The organism is Nonomuraea mesophila (genome assembly GCF_004352805.1).
Classification (GTDB): Bacteria; Actinomycetota; Actinomycetes; order Streptosporangiales; family Streptosporangiaceae; genus Nonomuraea; species Nonomuraea longispora.
The window spans coordinates 76,172-96,802 of the sequence record NZ_SMLD01000002.1 but is presented as its reverse complement, the minus strand read 5'-3'; the positions used below and the strand labels follow the sequence as shown (position 1 = coordinate 96,802).

The window sequence follows — 20,631 nt, the reverse complement described above, 5'->3', positions numbered from 1 at the left end:
AAGAGACATCCGGAGGAACCAGAAGGGCCTGTCACAAGGGTGAGCATCGTCGTTGTCCGGCGCCCGGAGCGCCGCCCGAGCCCGAAGCCTCCGCGTGGTGAGATCCTCCTGGAACCGCCGCCGGAGATCCCCGAGGTCCAGTCGCAAGGCATGATGGCCGTGCTGACCTGGCTGCCGATGGTGGCCGGCGCCGCGGCCATGGGCCTGATGTTCACCGCCGGCGGCACCCGTGCCAACCCCATCATGTACGTCGCCAGCGGCCTGTTCGCCTTCTCCATGGTCGGCATGACCCTCGGGCAGATCGGCCGCCAGGCGGGCGAGCGCAAGAACCGCCTCAACGGCGCCCGCCGCGACTACTTCCGCTACCTCGCCCAGATCCGCAAGAAGGTGCGCAGGGCCGCCGTCCAGCAGCGCGAGGCCCTCGAATGGAGCGGACCGGCCCCCGACACGCTCTGGTGGACCGCCATGGGGCCCCGGCTGTGGGAGCGCCGCCCCCGCGACGACGACTTCAGCACCGTACGCCTGGGCACCGGCATCCAGAAGCTGGCCGTCCAGCTCATCCCACCGGACTCCAAACCGGTCGAGGACCTGGACGCGCTCACCGCCGGTGCGCTGCGCAGGTTCATTCGCACGCACTCGACGGTCTCGCAGCTGCCCGTGGCCGTGGCGCTGCACTCGTTCGCCAGGATCAAGCTCGATGGCGACCCGGCGCTGGTCCGCGACCTGGTCAGGGCGATGGTGGCGCAGATGGTGGTGTTCCACTCACCGGACGACATGCGGATCATGGTGTGCGCGAACAGTCAGTGGATGAGCCACTGGGAGTGGGTCAAGTGGCTGCCGCACGCGCTGCACCCCGACGAGACCGACGGCGCCGGCCAGGTCAGGCTCATGGCCGAGAACCTGGCCCAGCTCGACCAGCTGGTGGGCGAGGAGCTCAAGGAGCGGGCCAGGTTCCGGCCCGGTGCCCCGTCCGACGCGCTGCCGTACCACGTGCTCATCCTGGACGGCGGGCACGTGCCGCAGGACTCGCAGCTCGGCGCGGACGCCATCGACGGCGTCACCGTCATCGACCTGTCGGACTCGGCAGGCGTGGTCGAGGAGCGCAGCACGCTGCGGCTGCGCATCAACCACGAGGGCTTCCACATGGTCAAGATCGACCATGCGGGCAAGGAGAGCACCAACCGGCTCGGCGACCCCGACGCGCTCGACTACCTCAGGGCCGAAGGGCTGGCCCGCCAGCTCGCCCCGCTGCGGGCCTCCACGGCCACCGGCAGCGAGGCGCAGGACGTGCTGGCCACCAACACGACGCTGACCGACCTGCTCGGCGTCGGCGACCCCACCCTGCTCGACCCCGCGCACAGCTGGCGGCCGCGCGCGGGCCGCAACCGGCTGCGCGTCCCCATCGGGCTCGGCGCCGACGGGCGGCTGGTCGAGCTGGACATCAAGGAGTCGGCCCAGGGCGGCATGGGCCCGCACGGCCTGGTCATCGGCGCGACCGGCTCCGGCAAGTCGGAGCTGCTGCGCACGCTGGTGCTCGGCCTGGCCGTCACGCACTCCTCGGAGATCCTCAACTTCGTGCTCGTCGACTTCAAGGGCGGCGCGACCTTCCTCGGCCTCGACAGCCTCGCGCACGTCTCCGCGGTCATCACCAACCTGGAGGACGAGCTGCCGCTGGTGGACCGCATGCACGACGCGCTCCACGGCGAGATGGTACGCAGGCAGGAACTGCTGCGCGCGGCCGGCAACTACGCCTCCCTGCGCGACTACGAACGCGCCCGCGAACAGGGCGCCAACCTGCAGCCGATGCCCACGCTGTTCGTGGTCCTCGACGAGTTCAGCGAACTGCTGTCGGCCAAGCCCGAGTTCATCGACCTGTTCGTGATGATCGGCCGCCTGGGCCGGTCGCTGGGCGTGCACCTGCTGCTGGCCTCGCAGCGCCTGGAGGAGGGGCGGCTGCGCGGGCTCGACACGCACCTGTCGTACCGGATCGGCCTGCGGACGTTCTCCGCCATGGAGAGCCGCGTGGTGCTGGGCGTCGCCGACGCCTACGAGCTGCCGTCGGCGCCGGGCAACGGCTACCTGAAGTTCGACACGACCGGGATGACGCGGTTCAAGGCCGCGTACGTGTCCGGCGCGTACCAGGCCGACCGCCGGCAGGTGGCCTCGCCCGACGGCACGATCCCCATCAGGGAGGTCGTCGAGTACACCAGCGAGTTCGTCCCCGTCCCCCTCGTCGACGAGCCGGAGGAGGACGAGCCCGCCCCCGAGGAGGACAACTCCTCGCAGGAGACCCTGCTCGACATCGTCGTCGAACGCCTGGCCGGGCACGGGCCCCCCGCCCACCGCATCTGGCTGCCGCCGCTCGGGGAGCCGCCCACGCTGGCGCAGCTGCTGCCGCCGCTGTCGATCAGTCCCGAGCTGGGGCTGACGACGCCCGGCTGGCCGGGCCGTGGCCGGTTGCAGGCCGTGGTGGGGGTCATCGACCGGCCGTTCGAGCAGCGGCGGGACCCGTACTGGCTGGATCTGTCCGGCGCGGCGGGACACGTGGGCCTGGCCGGCGGGCCGCAGAGCGGCAAGAGCACGGCGCTGCGCACGCTGATCGCCAGCATGGCCCTCACCCACACGCCCGCCGAGGTGCAGTTCTACTGCCTCGACTTCGGCGGCGGCGCGCTGGCCTCGCTGGAAGGGCTGCCGCACGTCGGCGGCGTGGCCAGCAGGCTCGACGGCGAGCGGGTGCGCCGTACGGTGGCCGAGATCGCGTTGGTGCTGCAGCAGCGGGAGCGGGAGTTCACCGCGAAGGGCATCGACTCGATGGCGACCTACCGCAGGCGGCTGGCCGAGGGTTCCGTGCAGCCCGACGGCTGGGGCGACATCTTTCTCGTGGTGGACGGCTGGCTGACGATCAGGCAGGACTTCGAGGCGCTCGAACCCGTGATCACCGACCTGGCGGCGCGCGGGCTCGGCTACGGCATCCACGTGATCGCCGGGACCAACAAGTGGTCGGAGTTCCGGCCCGGCATCCGCGACCTGTTCGGCACCCGGATCGAGCTGAAGCTGGGCGACGCGTACGAGTCCGAGATCAACAGGAAGAAGTCGCTGGCCGTTCCCGAGGGCGTGCCGGGACGCGGGCTGACCAAGGACGGGCTGCACTTCCTCGGCGCGCTGCCGCGGATCGACGGCGTGCAGGACGCCGAGGACCTCGCCACCGGGGTGGAGGGCCTGGTGCGCGCGGTCAGGGAATCCTGGCACGGCCGGCCCGCGAAGCGGGTCAGGCTGCTGCCCTCGATGTTGCCCGCCTCGTCGCTGCCCGGGGTCGAGGAGACCGGCAAGAACCGCATCGCCATCGGCGTGGACGAGGCCACCCTCTCCCCCGTGCTGCTCGACTTCGACTCGGACCCGCACTTCGCCGTCGTGGGTGACACCGAGAGCGGCAAGTCGAACCTGCTGAAGGTGATCGCCGAGAACGTCGTGGCCAGGAACACCCCGAGCGAGGCCATGCTGATCGTCATCGACTACCGGCGCTCGCTGCTCGACACCGCCGTCAGCGAGAACCGCATCGGCTACGCCGCATCGGCCTCGGCCGCGAAGGAGCTGATCGACGACGCCCGCAACGCGCTGCTCAAGCGGCTGCCGCCGGCGAACCTGACGCCCGAGCAGCTGCGGGCGCGCGACTGGTGGAAGGGCTCCGACCTCTACATCGTGGTCGACGACTACGAGCTGGTGGCCACGTCGAGCAACCCGCTGGCGCCGCTGGCCGAGCTGCTGCCGCAGGCCCGCGACATCGGCCTGCACCTGATCCTCTCGCGGGCGATGGGCGGCCTCGGCCGGGCCATGTTCGACCCCATCATCCAGCGGATCAAGGACCTGGCCGGGCCCGCTGTGGTGCTTTCCGGCAGCAAGGACGAGGGTTTCCTGTTCGGCAACGTGCGGGCGCAGCCGCAGCCGCCCGGACGTGGCTTCTACGTGGACAGACGGCTGGGCGCGCGGCTGACGCAGACGGCGATCTGGCCACCGGCGGAGGACTGACATGGCAGGACTGGACATCCATTTCGACGCGCTCGACGACTGCCGCACGTCGGCGAGGACGGTCGCCGGCAAGTTCCTCGATCTGGCCGAGGGCTACCCCCACGAGCGGCCCGATTCGACGATCTTCGGCCGGCTGGGCGACTCGTCGGCGCTGGCGGACGCCGTGCGCGACGTGGAGCTGGCGGCCGACAGCGAGTTCGGCAAGGCCAAAAGCTTGGTGAGCGGCGTCGAACGAGCGCTCGACCTGGTGCAGGACAACGTACGGAGAGCGAACAACCCCGGATGAGTGCCCCCGAAGGAATCCGCAACCTGCCCAACGGTAACCAGCTGGCGAACATGGCCGACAAGGTGAGCGGCGACCCGGAGTCCATCCGCGGCATCGCCCGGCGCTGGCGCTCGGCCGCCGGCAAGGTGCTCGGTAACACGGGCTCGCTCGGGGCCGCCGTGGCCACGGTCGACCTGGCCTGGGAGGGCGGCTCGGCGGACGCGTTCGTGACGTACATGCGCGACTACGGCAAGGCGGGGCAGGACCTGAACGACGCGCTGATCGACTGCGCGTCGTCGCTGGACAGCGCCGCCAACGCGCTGGAGTCGTCCAAGCGCAGGGTGAACGGCATCTGCGACCGGCTGCTGACGCGCGCGAACACGTACCGGGACAACCACCCGGACGCCGAGCAGGCGGACCTCGACCGGGAGATCGGATCCATGGTCACCGAGGCGATCGAGGACGCGCGCACGCCGGTGCGCGAGGCCAAGGACGCGGTCACCGAGGCGAAGGACGACATCGCCAGGTACCTGAGCGAACGCACCAACACGTTCGCGAAGATTCATCCGGCCGGGGAGCAGGAGTTCACGCCCGGGCCGGGGCACAAGCTCGACTGGCAGCGCACCGAGAGCTACACCTCGCAGAGCGCCACCGGCGGGACCGGCGGCAGCCCCATGACGCCCGGCGGGTACGGCCCCAGCGGCCTGCCTCCCGCGGGCGGCGGCCCCGCGCCGACGGGGCGGGTCAAGGAATGGATCGAGCAGGCCATCGCGATCCTGCGCGAGCACGGCTATCCGGTCGACAAGATGAACCCCAACGACATCTGGATGATCATCCAGCACGAGTCGGGCGGCAACCCGAACGCGATCAACCTGTGGGACTCCAACGCCGCCGCCGGCATCCCGTCGAAGGGCCTGATGCAGACCATCGACCCGACCTTCGACGCCCACTCTCTGCCCGGGCACAAGGACATCTACAACCCGGTGGACAACATCATCGCGGGCGTGCGCTACGCGATCGACCGTTACGGCTCGGTGTCCGCGGTGCCCGGCGTCGTCGGGGAGAAGACCGGCGCGGGTTACCGCGGCTACTGAGCTCCGGCCGCCCGCACGTGCGGGCGGCCGGGTGATCGCCCGCTAGCCGCAGTTGGCCCAGTCGGCGCTGGTGCTGCCCTGGGAGGTGCTGCCGGAGTAGCGCACGCACTTGCCCTTGGCGGAGAGCTTGACCGGGCCCGCGTAGTACTCGAAGTTGCCCGAGTCGGTCTTGCTGCTACCGCCCTTGACCTCGAGCGTGGCGGTGACCTTCGTGGCCTTGCCGACGTCGGCGCCGGACTTGAGGGTGACCACGCAGTTCTGCCCGGCGCTGTTGCTCCACAGCTGGTACGTCGTGCCGCCCTCGAACGAGCTGCTGCGCTGCACCACGTACCCGCTGCCGCACACCTGGGTGGCGCTGTAGGGGTTCTTCTTCGGCGCCGGCTTGGCACTCGACTTCGTGGGCTTCGGCTTCTCCGGAGCCTTCGTCGTCTTGGTCGGCTCCGGTTCCGGCGTGGGATCGGCCGGGGGCTCCTGGGTCGGTGTCTTGCTGGGGGTCGCCGTCTTACTCGGGGTCTGCGACTTGCTGGGTGTCGGCGACTTGCTGGGAGTCGGCCGGACGGTCTTGGTCACCGTCGCCCTCGGCTTCGGCGTCTTACTGGTCGTGGCGGTCGTCGGTGCGGCGGTCGTCGTGACCGTGGGTACGGGCACCGGCTGGCTGGTGGCCTGCGGCGGCGTCGGCACGCTCGTGAGCACCGGGACCTCCGTCGGCGCCGCCGTCGTGGCGTCGGTCGGGAGGGTCATCGGGCCCACGCCGTTCTCGTCCGGGCTCGGCGTGGAGGTGGCCCAGGGCGCGGTCACCTCGGCCCGCGGCTGGGTGGGCACGACCGACGCGGACCCCGCGGAGGAGGAGACCTCGCCCGGCGCCGGCTCGTCGCTCGCCGCGGCGATCGGCGAGAACGACACGTTGGCGGAGTACTGGCTCGCGCCCCACAGGCCGAGGCCCGACAGCAGCACGACGGCGGTCACGCTGGCCACCAGACCGACGGGGAACGGCTTGCGCTGCTGGTCGCCGCCCTGACGGGGCACGGTGGGCGGCTGCCAGTTCTGCTGCTGGTCCTGCGCCGGAGGCTGCTGGCCGGGGGGCGGGCCCCAGACGGACGGCGCGGGCGGCGGCACGTGACCCTGCGGACCGTGCTGCACCTGGCCCTGCTGCACCGGACCGTGCACCTGGCCCTGCTGCACCGGACCGTGCACCTGGCCGGGCTGCACCGGACCGTGCTGCATCTGACCGGGCTCCGCAGGGCCGGGGCCCATCTGGCCGGGCTGCGCGGGACCCTGCGGCCCCTGGTTCGGGCCCATCGGGCCCTGCTGCATCCCGCCGGGCGGCACGGGTCCGTGCTGGACGGGGCCCAGGTTGATCGGCGGCATCGGACCGCCCATGGGCTTGCGTACGCCCTCGATCGACAGCTGGATGGGCTGGATCGCGAGCGGCTCCTGAGCCGGCGGGCCGGCGGCGGGCGCGGGCGGAGGCACCGGGACACCCTCGATCGGCGACGCGGGCATCGGCGCGTTGGCGTCCCCGAGCAGGCGCAGCATGGCGGTGGACGTGGTCGGCCTGGCCCCTGGGTCCTTGGCCAGCGCGGCGAGCACCACCTGCCGCAGCGGCTCGGGCAGGTCGCCGACCTCGGGGGCGCCGTTCAGCACGGCCTGGGCTTCGTGACCGAACGGCGCGGCGCCGGTCGCGGCGAACACCACGGTCGAGGCCCAGGAGAACACGTCGGCGTACGGGCCGTACTGCAGCCCGTTGATCTGCTCGGGCGCGCGGTAGCCGATCTCGCCCGCGGGGTCGCCGATCTCGATGTCGGTGACGCGCAGCGCCTCGCCGGTGAGGATCACGTTGGACGGGGTGAGGCCGCGGTGCGCGAACCCGGCGAGGTGGACGGCGGTCAGCGCGGTCAGCATGCCCACCGCGACCCGCTCCAGCGCGTCACCGGTCAGCGGGCCGTCCTCGGCGACGGTCTCGGCCAGCGAGCGGCCCTCGACGTGTGCCCGGACGACGTACAGCCGGCCTTCGTGGACGCCCGCGTCGATCGTGCGGGCGATGTTCGAGTTGGACACTTGCGCGACGCGCTGGAGCCTGGCGACGAAGTCGGGATCGGCCGCCGGGCCGACGCTCAGCGTCTTGACCGCCACGTGGTCGGAGTCGTCCGACTTCCTTCCCAGGTGGACGACGCCGCGGGGGCCCGCGCCGACCTGCCCCACGATCTCGTGGGAGCCGATGTGCTCAGGCTGAGGCGAGTCCTTCTCCGCCATGACCGTCCTTCCGGGAATACGTCATGAACCAGGGACATTTAACCAAATACGCACCATACGCATCAGGAGTTTCGGTCACACCCTGACAACGGCGGTCAATCCACTCCGGTTCGCGACCCCGCCCGCCAGCCGCGCCGGCGTCCCATGGGCACGAGCACGTACAAGGCGACCACCACGCCCGACAACGCCAGGCCACCCGCGCCCACGGCCGTCGCGATCTCCATGGCCTGCTGGTCGGGCGGCACGGCCTTGCTCACCACCGAGGCCGGCAACGGCGACGGCACCGGCGGCGCGACCGCCACCTCCTCCGACGGCAGCACCATGGTCACCGCCAGCAGCGGGTTGACCATGCCGACGCCGGTGCCCTTGCCCGCGGCGCCGTCCGCGGTCAGCATGACGCGCCGCCGTACGCGGAGCTGGTCGAGGTGCGGGTGACGGGCGCGGACGAGCGCCGCGACCCCCGTCACGTACGGCGCCGCGTAGCTCGTGCCGTCCAGCTTGCTCTGGTAACCGCCGCCCGTCCACGTCGAGCTGACGTCCTGGCCGGGGCCGAGCACGTCGACCGCGTTGGGGTTGGAGAACTGCGACCGCCCGCCGTCCGGCGTGGCCGAGCCCACCGCCAGCACACCGTCGTAGGCGGCCGGATAGGAGGGAGCGGGCGTGCCGTCGTCCTTCTTGGTGTTGCCCGCGGCGGCGACGATCACGACGTCCTTGCCGAGCGCGTAGTCGACGGCCGCCTTCAGCTCGGGCGCGTCCTGCGTCTCGATGGAGATGTTGATGACGTCGGCGTTCTCGTCGGCGGCCGTCGTGATGGCCTTGACCAGCGTGGCGAGTTCACCGTTCGTCTCGTCGGACTGCTTGAACGACAGCAGCCGCACGCCGGGCGCCACGCCGTAGAAGGGGACGTCGGGCCGGGGCTGGCCAGCGATGATGCCCGCGACCGCCGTACCGTGGCCGACGCAGTCGCGGTGGTCGGCCTTGGCACTGGTCAGGTCGGCCTTGCCCGCCAGGCGGATCTGCGGGTGGCGCTCGTCGACGCCGCTGTCGATGACGGCCACGGTGACGCCCTGGCCCATCGTCAGCGGCCACACCCGTTTGACGTCGAGGCGCCGCTGGGCCCAGCTCTCCGCGATGGCGGGGCTGGCCTTCGGCGGGGCGCACTTCTTCGGCGCCTGGGCGAGCGCCGGCACCGCCGACAGGTGCAGGGCGAGCACGCTCGCCACCAGGGCGCGACCAATCATGGGCAAAAAGCGTAGCCTGCCCGTTTCAGGGGGTCTGCGGACCGGCGTCGCGGTGCACGAATTTTATTCAGGGGCCGGGCCCCCGATCACCTCAAGGGTCCCCAGAATTCCGGCGGCTCGATGGAAGAAGCCCCGGCATCCTCGCCAGGGCCCCAACCCATGATCATTTCGTGGCGGATTCGATGTTCTGGCGGTAGGTGCCGATGACCCGCGAAGCCTCCTGAAGCTCCTCGGTCATGCGCTGGAAAGCGGTGCGGTAGTTCTGCCATGCCTGCTGGAAGCGCTGCGCGCCCGGTCCCGTCCACGCCGTGCCGACTTTGGCGGCCTCGCGGTCGAGCGCGGTCATCGTGGTGCGGACCGCCTCGGACTGCTGGGTGAACTGAGTGGACATCTGCTGCATTTCCGCGGGGTCGCCGCCGAGCATGCTCTGGCTCATGCATACCTCCTGGGGGAACCTGTGAAAGCGCCCTCAGGCTAAGGTCGGCCACTGCCCGTCGCCCCTGTTATGCCGAGCGGCTATGGTCTAGCGCAGGATCGTTCGTCTTCAATCGTTGTCTCGATCGTTCGTCTTCGATCGTTCGTCTTCATCGGGAGCTGAGACTCCATGCGCGAGGTTGTGGTCACCGGCGGCGGCACCGGCATCGGACACGCCATAGCGGCGGCGTTCGTCTCGCTCGGCGACCGCGTCACGATCACCGGGCGCCGCGAGAGCGTGCTGAAGGAGGCCGCCCAGCGCCTCGGCGCCTCCTGCGTGCCCTTCGACGCCGCCGACCCCGCCGCCGTCGACGACGCGCTCGCCGACCTGCCTGAGCGGATCGACGTGCTGGTCAACAACGCCGGCGGCAACACCAACCTCGACAGGGGCCGGCCCGGCGAGCTGACGGAGGTGGCGCAGGCCTGGTGGGCCAACCTCAACGCCAACCTCATGTCCGCCGTGCTGGTCACGACCGCGCTCGCGCCGCGCATCGCCAAGGACGGCCGGGTCGTCTCGATCGGCTCCATCGCCGCGCGCGGCACGGGCTCCGGCTCGTACGGCGCCGCCAAGGCCGCCCTGGAGTCCTGGACCGCCGACCTGGCCGCGGAACTCGGCCCCAGAGGCATCACCGCGAACGTCGTCTCGCCGGGCCTCGTCGTGGACACCGAGTTCTTCCGGGGCCGGCTCACCGAAGACGGCATCAGGGCCCGCGTGGAGAACACGCGTAACGGCCGCCCTGGCAATCCCGCCGATGTGGCGGATACCGTTCTTTTCCTGGCTTCAGCGGGTGCCAGGCACGTGACAGGGCAAGTGGTTCACGTGAACGGCGGCGCATACCTGGGCCGCTGATCCGCAACTCGGGCAGCAGGAAGGACTAACGTCGGTGCGGAAGGTTCTGATCACCAACCGCGGCGAGATCGCCGTACGCGTGGCCCGTGCGTGCAAGGACGCCGGGATCGGCAGCGTGGCGGTCTACGCCGACCAGGACCTCGACGCCCTGCACGTCAGGGTGGCGGACGAGGCCTACGCGCTGGGCGGGCAGTCGCCGGCGGAGACCTACCTCGACGTCGCCAAGCTCCTCGACGTCGCGCGGCGCTCAGGGGCCGACGCCGTGCACCCCGGCTACGGCTTCCTGGCCGAGAACGCCGGCTTCGCACAGGCCGTCATCGACGCGGGACTGGCCTGGATCGGCCCGCCGCCGGCCGCCATCGCCGCGCTCGGTGACAAGGTGCAGGCCAGGCACATCGCCCAGAAGGTCGGCGCGCCCCTCGTCGCGGGCACCAAGGACCCCGTGTCCGGGGCCGACGAGGTGGTGGCGTTCGCCGAGGAGCACGGGCTGCCGATCGCGATCAAGGCCGCGTACGGCGGCGGCGGGCGCGGCATCAAGGTCGCGCGCCGCCTGGAAGAGGTCGCCGAGCTGTACGAGTCGGCGGTGCGCGAGGCGGTCGCCGCGTTCGGCCGCGGCGAGTGCTTCGTCGAGCGCTACCTCGACCGGCCCCGCCACGTCGAGACCCAGTGCCTGGCCGACCACCAAGGCAACGTGGTCGTGGTCAGCACCCGCGACTGCTCGCTCCAGCGCCGCCATCAGAAGCTGGTGGAGGAGGCGCCCGCGCCCTTCCTGTCGCAGGAGCAGATCGACGTCCTCTACTCCAGTTCCAAGGCCATCCTCAAAGAGGCCGGCTACGTCGGGGCCGGCACGTGCGAGTTCCTCGTCGGCCAGGACGGCACGATCTCCTTCCTGGAGGTGAACACGCGCCTGCAGGTCGAGCACCCGGTCACCGAGGAGGTCTCCGGCATCGACCTGGTGCGCGAGATGTTCAGGATCGCCGACGGCGAGCCGCTCGGCTACGACGACCCGGTCCTGCGCGGCCACTCGATCGAGTTCCGGATCAACGCCGAGGACGCCGGGCGCAACTTCCTGCCCGCGCCCGGCACGCTGACCGTCATGCGCACGCCGTCGGGGCCTGGGGTCCGGCTCGACGCGGGCTACGAGGCGGGGATGACGGTGCCGCAGACGTTCGACTCGCTGGTGGCCAAGCTGATCGTGACCGGGCGCACCCGCCAGGAGGCGCTGGAGCGCTCGCGGCGGGCGCTGGCCGAGTTCACCGTCGAGGGCATGCCGACCGTGCTGCCCTTCCACGAGGCCGTCGTACGCGACCCTGCCTTCGTCTCGTCGCCGTTCACCGTGCACACCCGCTGGATCGAGACCGAGTGGGACAACACGATCCCCCCGTACGCGGGCGACATCGCCGCCGGCGAGGCGCCCGAGCGCGAGTCCGTCACCGTCGAGGTCGGCGGCAAGCGCCTCGAAGTGGTGCTGCCCGCGGGCCTCGGCACGGCCGCGGCCACGACCTCCGCGGGAGCGGGCAAGGCGCCCCGGCGCGGCGGCGGGGGCGGCAAGAAGGCGTCGGCCGGCGGAGACGCGCTCGTCAGCCCCATGCAGGGCACCATCGTCAAGGTCGTGGCCGGTGACGGCACCGAGGTCGCCGAGGGCGACACGGTGGTGGTGCTGGAGGCCATGAAGATGGAGCAGCCGCTCACCGCGCACAAGGCGGGGACGATCACCGGGCTCACCGCGGCCGTGGGACAGACGGTCACCGCGGGCGCCTCGATCTGCATGATCAAGGAGTCGTGACGGGCGCCGCCCGGCTCCTTCGGCGTGGAACGACATCAGAGGCTTCCGCCGTTCCACGATCTTCGCCCGCGTTGTGCACTCCCGATCCCCTGGGCGGGTAACGTTCAGATGAGGAACTTTGCCGATCGCCCGTTCGTCCTCATGGGCGAAGGAGGCTTGCTGCCAATGACCTACTCGCTGCGCCGAGCAGGGGCCGCGATCGCGGCTCTGATCGCCGGTCTCATTGTCGTTCTTGCGCTGACCCCTGCCGCCAACGCGGCGGCCGACCCACCTGACGCACAGTCAGTCGTGTCCTATTGGAAGGACAAGCAGGACCCGCTCTTCGTCGAGTCGGGCTCGCCCCTCACCTCTGACCAGCAGAGTGAGATCCGCGACGCGCTGAAGGGCGCCGACACCAAGATCTATGCTGTGGCGGTCCCCGACGGCACGGTCGACGGCTCTTCCATCAAGGCCTACATGACGGAGCTCAACACCGCGCTGACGGCGGCCGGGCGGCCGAGGGCCACCTTCGCGGTGCTCGACGGCATGACGTTGTTCGCCGCCTCCAGCCAGCTGCGCCAGTCGGGCCTGGCGGGCGAGCTGGCCAACCGCGCGGTCAGCAGCAACGAGGGCAACGTGGTCGACGGCATGAAAGACTTCGCCAACCGCGTCGACCTGGCCGCCCAGGGCAAGCGGTCCGCGCTCGACTCCGGCAGCCAGGCCAACCCCGGCGCAGGCGGCACCGCCGCGCTGATCGCCCTGGGCACGCTCGTGGTCGTCGGTGGCGGCGGCTACTTCCTCTACTCCAGCAACCGGAAGAAGAAGAAGGCCATCCAGGACGCGAAGGACCTCGCCGCGGTCAAGCAGACCGTCGACGAGGACGTCACGAAGCTCGGCGAGGAGATCACCACCCTCGACACCGACGTGACGCTGTCCGGCGAAAGCGGTAAGCACATCGACGAGTGGCAGACGGCGCTCGACTCCTACGAGAAGGCCAAGACCCAGCTCGCCGCCGTGGAGCGCGCCGACCAGGTCCGCGAGGTCACCCAGACGCTGGAGGACGGCCGCTACGCGCTGGCCGTGGTGAAGGCCAAGGTCAACAACGACCCCGTGCCCGAGCGGCGCGCCCCCTGCTTCTTCAACCCGCAGCACGGCCCGTCCGCCCGCGACGTGCGCTGGGCCCCGCCCGGCGGCACCGTGCGCGACGTGCCCGCCTGCAAGATGGACGCCGAGGCCGTGGAGCGCGGCTTCGACCCGCAGATGCGCGAGGTCATGGTCGACGGCCAGCGCCGCCCCTACTACGACGCCGGCCCCGCCTACCAGCCCTACGCCTACGGCTACTACGGCGGCTTCGGCGACATCATGACCGGCATGTTCATCGGCACCATGATGGGCAGCATGCTCGGCGGCGGCTTCGGGTTCGGCGGCGGCTTCGGCGGCGACGCCGGTGACGTCGGCGGCGGCTTCGGAGACTTCGGCGGCGGCGACGGCGGCGGCTGGGGCGACTTCGGCGGCGGCGGCGACTTCGGCGGCGGAGACTTCGGCGGCGGCGACTGGTGACGCGCCACCGCTGACTCGTGCAGCAGGAGCAGCGCCCCCTGCGGAGCCCGGCACACGGGCAACCGCAGGGGGCGCTGCCTTTCCCCGGCCACCACCCGCACGTCCCGGGCAGGAGCGCCGCGTCCCCGCAGCCGGCGGGTGCGCGGCCTGCGTGGGCGCTGGATGACGAACGGCGCCGGGTCGGGGCGGCGTGAAGGGCCGGGTCGCCGGGCAGCAGAGGGGCATGCTCATCGTCATGGGCGGCCTGCCGGCGACCGGGAAGACGACGCTGGCCCGCCTCCTGGCCCGCCGTACGGGCGGGGTTCACCTGCGGATCGACACCATCGAGCAGGCGATCGTACGTTCGGGCCTGGCCCGCCCGCCGCTCGGCCCCGTGGGCTACTTCGTCGGCTACGCGCTGGCCGAGGAGCATCTCGGCCAGGGGCTGATCGTGATCGCGGAGTCGGTCAACCCGCTGTCGGCCACCCGTGACGCCTGGCGCGACGTCGGGGTGGCGGCGGGCGTACCGGTCGCCGAGGTGGAGGTGGTCTGCTCCGACCACGCCGAGCACCGCGACCGGGTGACCTCCCGCTCGGTCGACATCTCCGACCTGCGGCTGCCCGAGTGGCAGGAGGTGGTGGAGCGCGAGTACGAGCCGTGGCACCGGGAGCGCATCATCATCGACACGGCGGGCTGCACCCCGGAGGAGTCACTCGCCACCCTGGTGCACCGGATCGCCCAAGCCTTCGCGTAGTGTCACCGTCCCCGTACCCCCGCAGGCCCCGCGCGATGCCACGCCCCTGTACCGTCCCAGGCCCCCGCGCGTAGCGTCGGGCAGGTTTGTCGTTGGTTAGGCTCCGGCCATGAGCGATCATGTGCGGCTGCTCTGCATGCGGCACGCGGAGTCGGAGAACGTCGTCGCCAGGACCGCCGGCGCCCTCCCCGACGCCCGTCTGACCCCGGCGGGACACGAGCAGGCGGCGCGGGCGGCGCGGCGGCTGGCCGGTGAGGGTGTCACGAACGTGTACGCCAGCACCGCGCTCCGCGCCCGGCACACCGCCGAGATCGTCGGGCGGGCGCTCGGCCTCGGCACGGTCGTCACGTTGGAGGGCCTGACCGAGATGCACGCCGGCCGGCTGGAGGGCGCGGCCGGCGCGGCGGCCCGCTTGCTCGTGCTCGAGACGCTGCGTTCGTGGATCGTGGACGGTGACCTGGACGCGGCGGCGGGCGACGGGGAGGACGGGCACGCGGTCACGGCGCGTACCGTCGCCGCTCTCACCTCGATCGCCGCCGCGCATCCCGGGGCGACGGTCGCCGTGGTGGGCCACGTCGCGAGCCTGACGACGGGGCTGAACGCCCTGTGCGGGCTGCGCGGGCGGGTGTGGGGGGCGCCGTTGCCGCACGCGGTGCCGTTCGCCGTGGAGTGGGACGGACGGTCGTGGCGGTGCGAGACATGGCCCGGCTGAATCAGCCCGTGGGGGTCACTGACGGTGCGGCCGTGGGCGAAGGACTCGGAGTGCCGCGTGCAGAATGTGCGATGTGTTCTATCTTGCCGAGGGCCCCCGTGTGGCTCTGCGTTTCATCGGCCTGCAGGACTTCGATGAGCTGGCCGCGCTGCACAAGGAGAGCGCGGACCTGCTCGCCCCCTGGCTGCCCGGCCGGCCGGTCACCGAGTCGTACGCGTCGTACGAGTCCTACGTCGCCCGTTTCGACCAGCCGGGGCACGAGGGCTTTCTGATCTGCCTGCGCGGCACCGGCGCGATCGTCGGCCGGGTCAACATCAACAACATCGTGCGGGGCACCCACCAGTCCGGGGTGATCGGTTATTCCGCCTACGCGTCCACGACCGGCCGCGGGTACATGACGGAGGGGCTGGGCCTGCTCGTCGCGTACGCGTTCGGCGAGATGGAGTTGCACCGGCTGGAGGCGAACATCCAGCCGTCGAACGCGCCGTCCCTGAGGCTGATCAGGCGCCTGGGGTTCGAGCGTGAGGGGTTCTCGCCGAAGTTCCAGTTCATCGACGGGGCCTGGAGGGACCACGAGCGCTGGGCCATCACCGTGGAGATGACCGGCGCCCGCGATCAGGCTTCTCACCTCTGGCTCAGCCCTTGATGGCCCCCACGATGACACCCTTGGTGAAGTGGCGTTGCACCAGCGGGTAGATGATCAGGGCGGGCACCACGGCGATCACCACGATGGCCATCTTGATCGCCAGCGTGGGCGGGGCGTCGCCCGTCACCCCGGCCGTGGCGCTGGGCAGCGGGTTGGAGTCGACGACGTACTGCCGCAGGATCAGCGCGAGCGGCCACTTGCGGGTGTCGTCGATGTAGAGCATGGCGTTGAACCAGGCGTTCCAGTAGCCAACCGCGTAGAACATCGCGATGACGGCGGTGACCGCCTTGGACATGGGCAGGACGATCCGCCACAGGATGCGGAACTCCCCGGCCCCGTCGATGCGCGCGCTGTCGAGGATCTCGCCGGGGATGTTCATGAAGAACGAGCGGAGCACGACCACGTTGAACGCCGAGACGGCCGTCGGCAGGATCAGCGACCAGTAGCTGTCCTTCAGCCCGAGCCCGCTCACCATCAGGTAGACGGGGATGATGCCGGGGAAGAACACGAACATCAGCAGCACGCTGAACAGCAGGGGCCGGTGCAGGAACGAGCCGGGCCGCGACAGCGAGTAGGCCCCCAGCACGCTGACCCCGGTGCTGATCAGCGTGCCCACGACGGTGACGCCGGTGCTGACGAGCACGGCCTTGCTGACCACGGTGTCGGAGAAGATCTGCCGGTACGCCTCGAATGTGATGCCGTCGGGGACCAGCACGAGCCCGCCCACGCGGTTGACGGTCTCCGACGAGCTGAGGCTGGTCAGCACGATCGTGTAGAGCGGGCCGAGCACCGCGAGGACGATCAGCGTCACGAGCGTGCCCTTGCCGAACTGGGCGACCGGCGAGGGACGTTCCTCCCAGGGCGCCAGCCCGGCGGGCGTGCTCCTGCGGGGTCTGGACGTCAGCACTGTCATGATCGTGAATACACCCCTCGCTCGCCGAGCGCGTGCGCCACCCGGTTGGCCGCCAGGATGAGCAGCAGGCCCACCAGGCCCTTGAACAGCCCGGCCGCGGCGCCGTAGCCGAGGTCGCCGGTGCGCATGCCCGACCAGTAGACGAACGTGTCGAACACCTCGGACGCCTCGCTGCCGACGGCGCTGCGTTGCAGCATGAACTGTTCGAACCCGACGTTGAGCGCGTCGCCCAGCCGCAGGATGAGCAGCAGCACGATGACCGGCCGTAGCCCCGGCAGGGTGATGTGCCACATGCGCCGCCACCGGCGGGCGCCGTCGACGGCCGCGGCCTCGTACAGGTTCGGGTCGATGGTGCTGAGCGCGGCCAGGAAGATGATCGCGCCCCAGCCGGCGTCCTTCCAGATGGTCTGTGACGTGATGAGCAGGATGAACGTGTCGGAGTTGGTCATCCAGTCGACGGCCTCGCGCCCGTTGTCCCGCAGGATCTGCGCCAGCAGCCCGGCGCCGCCGAACATCTGCTGGAAGATGGCGACGACCAGCACCCAGGAGAAGAAGTACGGCATGTAGACCACGCCCTGCACGAACGCCCTCAGCCGGGCCGAGACGATGCTGTTGAGCAGCAACGCCATCATGATCGGCACGGGGAAGTAGAAGACGAGCTGGAAGGCGGTGATCGACAGGGTGTTCAGGATCGCGCGCAGGAACTGCGGGTCCTGGAAGAGCAGCGCGAAGTTGGTGAACCCGATGACCGGGCTGCCGGTGATGCCGCCCGTGTAGGGGTTGTAGTCCTGGAACGCGATGACGTTGCCCAGGGCGGGGATCCACCAGAAGGCGAGGACCAGCAGCAGCATGGGCAGGTTCATCGCGAGCAGCGGCCAGTCCCTGCGCGCCTTGGCCCGCCAGGAGAGCGGGTTCGGTGGAGCGGCGTGACCGGTTGATCGGGTGCCGCGCCGGACGGGCCGCTTGGCCGTCACCGTGCCCATGGGAGGTCCTTCGCGCCCATGGACGTCACAGCCTGCCGTTCTCGCGGGCGACCTTCATGTAGAACTCGCGCGCCTCGTTGCCGCCCTGCTCCTGCCACTCCTTGACGATCTTGGACCATTCGGAGAGGGGCCGCTTGCCGCGGAACACCTCGTTCATCTTGTCCTCGGTGGGCGTCGCCAGGCCCGCCATCTTGGCGGGGGTCTCCACGCGGATGCCCACGAACGGGTCGTTCTCCAGGAGCGCGGCGGCCTTGGTCTGCCAGTCGTGCTGGGCCTGGACGAGGCCGTCGTACTGGCTCATGGAGTTGGCCGGCGGCCGGCCGGCCAGGAACATGTACGTGGGCGCGATCTCCTTGCGCCCGAGCGCGGTCTGCTTGACCTTGCCGTCCTCGACGTCGTAGTGCTTGCCCTCGACGCCGTTGTTGACCAGTTCGTACTCCTGCGTGCCGAAGGGCCCGGAGCACCAGTTGGCCAGCGCGAGCAGCTCGCGGGTGCGGGCGTCGCCGAGCCCCTTCCTGATGAAAGTGAACATGCCGGCCGGCTCGTTGCGCCACATGATGGCCCTGCCGCCCGGCTTGGCCGGGTAGGGGGCGACGGCCTGCATGTCGAAGTCGGGGTTGTCGGGCAGGAACCGGCCGAGGTTCTCGTGCCAGGCGCCCAGCCCGTCGCGGTAGATGACGATCTGCCCGCTGCCGAAGATGCCCTTGTTGTCGGCGTCCTTGTTGGCGACGACGTCGGGGTGCACGTGGCCGGCCTCGAAGAGCTTGGCCATGAACTCGACGGCCGCGGCGAACTCGGCGGTCTCGTACTTGTGCTCCAGCGTGCCGTCGCTCTTCTTGCGCCATTCGCGCGGGGCTCCGAAGGCCCGCTGCAGCTCCTGCTCCATGCCGCCGCCGAAGGCCCAGCGCTTCTTCTTGGCGTCGGTGATGGCCGTGCCGAGGGCGACCAGGTCGTCGCCGCTCTTGGGCTGCTCCAGGCCCAGCTTCTCGAGGATGTCCTGGCGTACGAAGGTGGCGAACGGGAACGGCTCGTTCTGCCAGGGGATGCCCTGCAGGACGCCGCCGAAGACGCCGTACTGCCAGGCCGCGGTGTCGTAGTTGGCCAGCAGCGGGAACTCCTTGGCCTTGTCGCCGGCCAGGTAGGGCGACAGGTCGGCGAACAGTTTGTTGGCCGCCTCGGTGAACCGCGCGATCGTGGTGATCTCCCAGCCCGGGATCTGGATCATTTCCGGTACGTCGCCGCTGGCCAGCAGGGTGCTGACCTTCTGCCCGTAGGTGTTGCCGTCGGAGATGTTGAAGCGCACGGTCCCGCCGAGGCGTTCGTTGACGGCGTCGTAGTAGGAGTTGTCGCCCAGACCGGGCGGCACCGTGCCCCACAGCGGCGTCATGGCGGTCACCTCCTTGCCGCTGGTCAGCGGCTTGGTGGTGACGGCCTGGACCATGCTGGCTGGACGGGTCAGGAAACCGGGCGCGACGAACTCGCCGCCGGGCAGGTCGGGTGTGAGCCCGGGGATCTCGAACGGCACACGGGTCGGCACCAGGTTCTTGAGCTTGTCGGCCGCCACGGCCGTGCCCTTGGACGTCGCTTTCTTCTCGGCGCAGCCCGCTACCAGAACACTCGCTCCGACCAGGCCGAGGAACCCGCGGCGAGTCGTGGTGGTTGGCATGGCTCGCTCCCTTCTCCGAGTGAGGGATGGCCTTCTAATTAGTTGGTATTTCAGCCAAACAAATTAGTAGACTGTCGGCACGGGCCACAAGGATCGGGACGGTCACAGGTTGGTACTGATGGGAAACCTGCTACGCGGAGGGTCCTCCACGAGCACGTTCCTCGTTAGGGAAGGGAGCCTGCGATGCGGCATGCTGGGGTCATCTGGGAACGGGGCTCATATTGATCACTTCTACGACCGGCCCGCAGCCGGCCGACTTCGCCGACGTGCGCGCCACCAACCTCGCGGTCGTGCTGCGCTTCGTGCGCGAGCACGCGCCCTGTTCGCGGGCCGACATCGCCGCGTCCACCGGGCTGAACAAGGCGACGGTGTCGAGCCTGATCGCCGACCTCATCGACCGGCGGCTGGTGCGCGAGACGGGCCTGACGGAGAACCGCGTCGGGCGACCGGCCACGATGCTCGTCCTCGACGGCTCGCCGTACGCCGCCATCGGCGTCGAGATCAACCTCGACCACGTGTCGGCGGTGGCCACCGGCCTGGCAGGCGAGCGGCTGCTGACGTGGCGGCGCGCGTTCTCGGGGGGCGAGTCCGTCAACCGGGGCATGGCCGAGGTCGGCGCGATCATCAGGCGCGTGCTCGGCCGCATGGCCAAGGAGGAGCGCCAGGTGCTGGGCCTGGCCGTGGCCGTGCCCGGCCTGGTCGACGTGCAGGGCACCGCGCGCATCGCGCCCAACCTGGGCTGGCGTGACGCCGACATCGGCGGTGACCTGGCCAAGGCGCTGCGCGACCCCGGCTTCCCCATCCAGGTCGACAACGACGCCAACCTCGCCGCGCTGGCCGAGCAGCGCTTCGGCGCGCACGCCGGAGCCTCCGACCTGGTCTGTCTCACCGGCGGGATCGGCGTGGGCGCGGGCATCATCCTCGACGGGCGGCTGCGCAGGGGCCGCCTCGGCTACAGCGGCGAGATCGGCCACGTGCAACTCGATCCCGACGGGCCGGCCTGCCCCTGCGGGCGGCGCGGCTGCCTGGAGGTCATGGCGGGCATCGGAGCCGTGCTGCGCAGGAAGGTGTCTCCCGCCGAGGTGCAGATGGAGATCGAGGAGGCGGTGCGGCTGGCGCGCGCCGGCGACGCCGGCACGCTGGCCACGCTCGACGCGGTGGGCAGGAGCCTGGGCAAAGGTGTCTCCATCCTGGCGAACCTCCTCAACCCCGAGGTGGTGGTCCTGGGAGGCTACTACGTTCCGCTGGCGCCCTGGCTGCTCCCGGCGGTGCACGACGAGCTGGGCCGGCGCGTCATCGCCCTCGAGGCCGGCGGATGCCAGGTGGTGGCCTCGGCGCTGGGTCACGACGCGGCGGCGCTCGGAGGCGCGGCGCGGGTGCTCGACTCGATCGATTCGGGAAGATTGCCGGGAGGATTGTCGCGAATCCCTTGACCTTGGTCACCGGGACG

Annotated in this window: 16 protein-coding genes; 10 read left to right on the top strand and 6 right to left on the bottom strand. The window is 70.8% G+C overall.

The window, feature by feature from the left end; all coding sequences use genetic code 11:
* Positions 1–39 precede the first annotated feature (39 nt).
* The 3 genes from eccCa to E1295_RS01490 are packed head-to-tail and all read left to right on the top strand — an operon-like array spanning position 40 to position 5,385.
* On the top strand, positions 40–4,026 hold the full coding sequence (gene eccCa, locus E1295_RS01500) for a type VII secretion protein EccCa (RefSeq protein ID WP_132627806.1): 3,987 nt from the start codon (positions 40–42) through the stop codon (positions 4,024–4,026).
* Between the two features lies 1 nt (position 4,027).
* Positions 4,028–4,312, top strand: coding sequence for a hypothetical protein (locus tag E1295_RS01495; RefSeq protein ID WP_132627805.1), 285 nt, complete (start codon positions 4,028–4,030; stop codon positions 4,310–4,312).
* Entirely contained in the window at positions 4,309–5,385 is a 1,077-nt protein-coding gene (locus E1295_RS01490) for a transglycosylase SLT domain-containing protein (RefSeq protein ID WP_132627804.1), read from the top strand. Before E1295_RS01495 ends, E1295_RS01490 begins: the two co-directional genes overlap by 4 nt.
* Positions 5,386–5,427: 42 nt before the next feature.
* Here E1295_RS01490 and E1295_RS01485 read toward each other — a convergent pair whose 3' ends face one another.
* The 3 genes from E1295_RS01485 to E1295_RS01475 all read right to left on the bottom strand — a co-directional run bounded on the left by E1295_RS01485 (position 5,428) and on the right by E1295_RS01475 (position 9,315).
* Positions 5,428–7,638, bottom strand: coding sequence for a serine/threonine protein kinase (locus E1295_RS01485; RefSeq protein ID WP_132627803.1), 2,211 nt, complete (start codon positions 7,636–7,638; stop codon positions 5,428–5,430).
* 95 nt (positions 7,639–7,733) lie between these two features.
* Positions 7,734–8,879 carry a S8 family serine peptidase gene (locus E1295_RS01480; protein WP_132627802.1) on the bottom strand — a complete coding sequence of 382 codons (1,146 nt, stop codon included), beginning with the start codon at positions 8,877–8,879 and terminating at the stop codon, positions 7,734–7,736.
* Between the two features lie 163 nt (positions 8,880–9,042).
* Positions 9,043–9,315, bottom strand: a complete 273-nt coding sequence (locus E1295_RS01475) for a WXG100 family type VII secretion target (RefSeq protein ID WP_165960088.1) — start codon at positions 9,313–9,315, stop codon at positions 9,043–9,045.
* Positions 9,316–9,483: 168 nt separating this feature from the next.
* Here E1295_RS01475 and E1295_RS01470 point away from each other — a divergent pair, with 168 nt between their 5' ends.
* From E1295_RS01470 to E1295_RS01445, 6 genes are all read left to right on the top strand, one after another.
* Positions 9,484–10,203 (top strand): SDR family NAD(P)-dependent oxidoreductase, encoded by a 720-nt coding sequence (locus tag E1295_RS01470; RefSeq protein WP_132627801.1) that lies wholly within the window; start codon positions 9,484–9,486, stop codon positions 10,201–10,203.
* 34 nt (positions 10,204–10,237) lie between these two features.
* On the top strand, positions 10,238–11,989 hold the full coding sequence (locus tag E1295_RS01465) for an acetyl/propionyl/methylcrotonyl-CoA carboxylase subunit alpha (RefSeq protein ID WP_132627800.1): 1,752 nt from the start codon (positions 10,238–10,240) through the stop codon (positions 11,987–11,989).
* Between the two features lie 165 nt (positions 11,990–12,154).
* Positions 12,155–13,528: a hypothetical protein gene (locus tag E1295_RS01460; RefSeq protein ID WP_246079771.1), complete on the top strand. Its 1,374-nt coding sequence runs from the start codon at positions 12,155–12,157 to the stop codon at positions 13,526–13,528.
* 223 nt (positions 13,529–13,751) lie between these two features.
* Positions 13,752–14,261, top strand: a complete 510-nt coding sequence (locus E1295_RS01455) for a P-loop nucleotide/nucleoside kinase family protein (protein WP_132627799.1) — start codon at positions 13,752–13,754, stop codon at positions 14,259–14,261.
* A 109-nt stretch (positions 14,262–14,370) separates the two neighbouring features.
* On the top strand, positions 14,371–14,973 hold the full coding sequence (locus E1295_RS01450; RefSeq protein ID WP_220448491.1) for a histidine phosphatase family protein: 603 nt from the start codon (positions 14,371–14,373) through the stop codon (positions 14,971–14,973).
* Between the two features lie 100 nt (positions 14,974–15,073).
* Positions 15,074–15,619: a GNAT family N-acetyltransferase gene (locus E1295_RS01445; protein ID WP_246079770.1), complete on the top strand. Its 546-nt coding sequence runs from the start codon at positions 15,074–15,076 to the stop codon at positions 15,617–15,619.
* Here E1295_RS01445 and E1295_RS01440 read toward each other — a convergent pair.
* The 3 genes from E1295_RS01440 to E1295_RS01430 are packed head-to-tail and all read right to left on the bottom strand — an operon-like array spanning position 15,609 to position 19,181.
* A complete protein-coding gene (locus E1295_RS01440; RefSeq protein WP_132627797.1) occupies positions 15,609–16,532 on the bottom strand; it encodes a carbohydrate ABC transporter permease in 924 nt (307 codons plus the stop codon). The two genes, E1295_RS01445 and E1295_RS01440, sit on opposite strands and share 11 nt — an antisense overlap.
* Positions 16,529–17,515, bottom strand: a complete 987-nt coding sequence (locus E1295_RS01435; protein ID WP_132627796.1) for an ABC transporter permease — start codon at positions 17,513–17,515, stop codon at positions 16,529–16,531. The genes E1295_RS01440 and E1295_RS01435 overlap by 4 nt, the downstream gene beginning before the upstream one ends.
* Positions 17,516–17,540: 25 nt before the next feature.
* Entirely contained in the window at positions 17,541–19,181 is a 1,641-nt protein-coding gene (locus tag E1295_RS01430) for an extracellular solute-binding protein (protein WP_132627795.1), read from the bottom strand.
* 221 nt (positions 19,182–19,402) lie between these two features.
* Here E1295_RS01430 and E1295_RS01425 point away from each other — a divergent pair, with 221 nt between their 5' ends.
* A complete protein-coding gene (locus tag E1295_RS01425; RefSeq protein ID WP_132627794.1) occupies positions 19,403–20,614 on the top strand; it encodes an ROK family transcriptional regulator in 1,212 nt (403 codons plus the stop codon).
* The last annotated feature ends 17 nt before the right edge of the window (positions 20,615–20,631 follow it).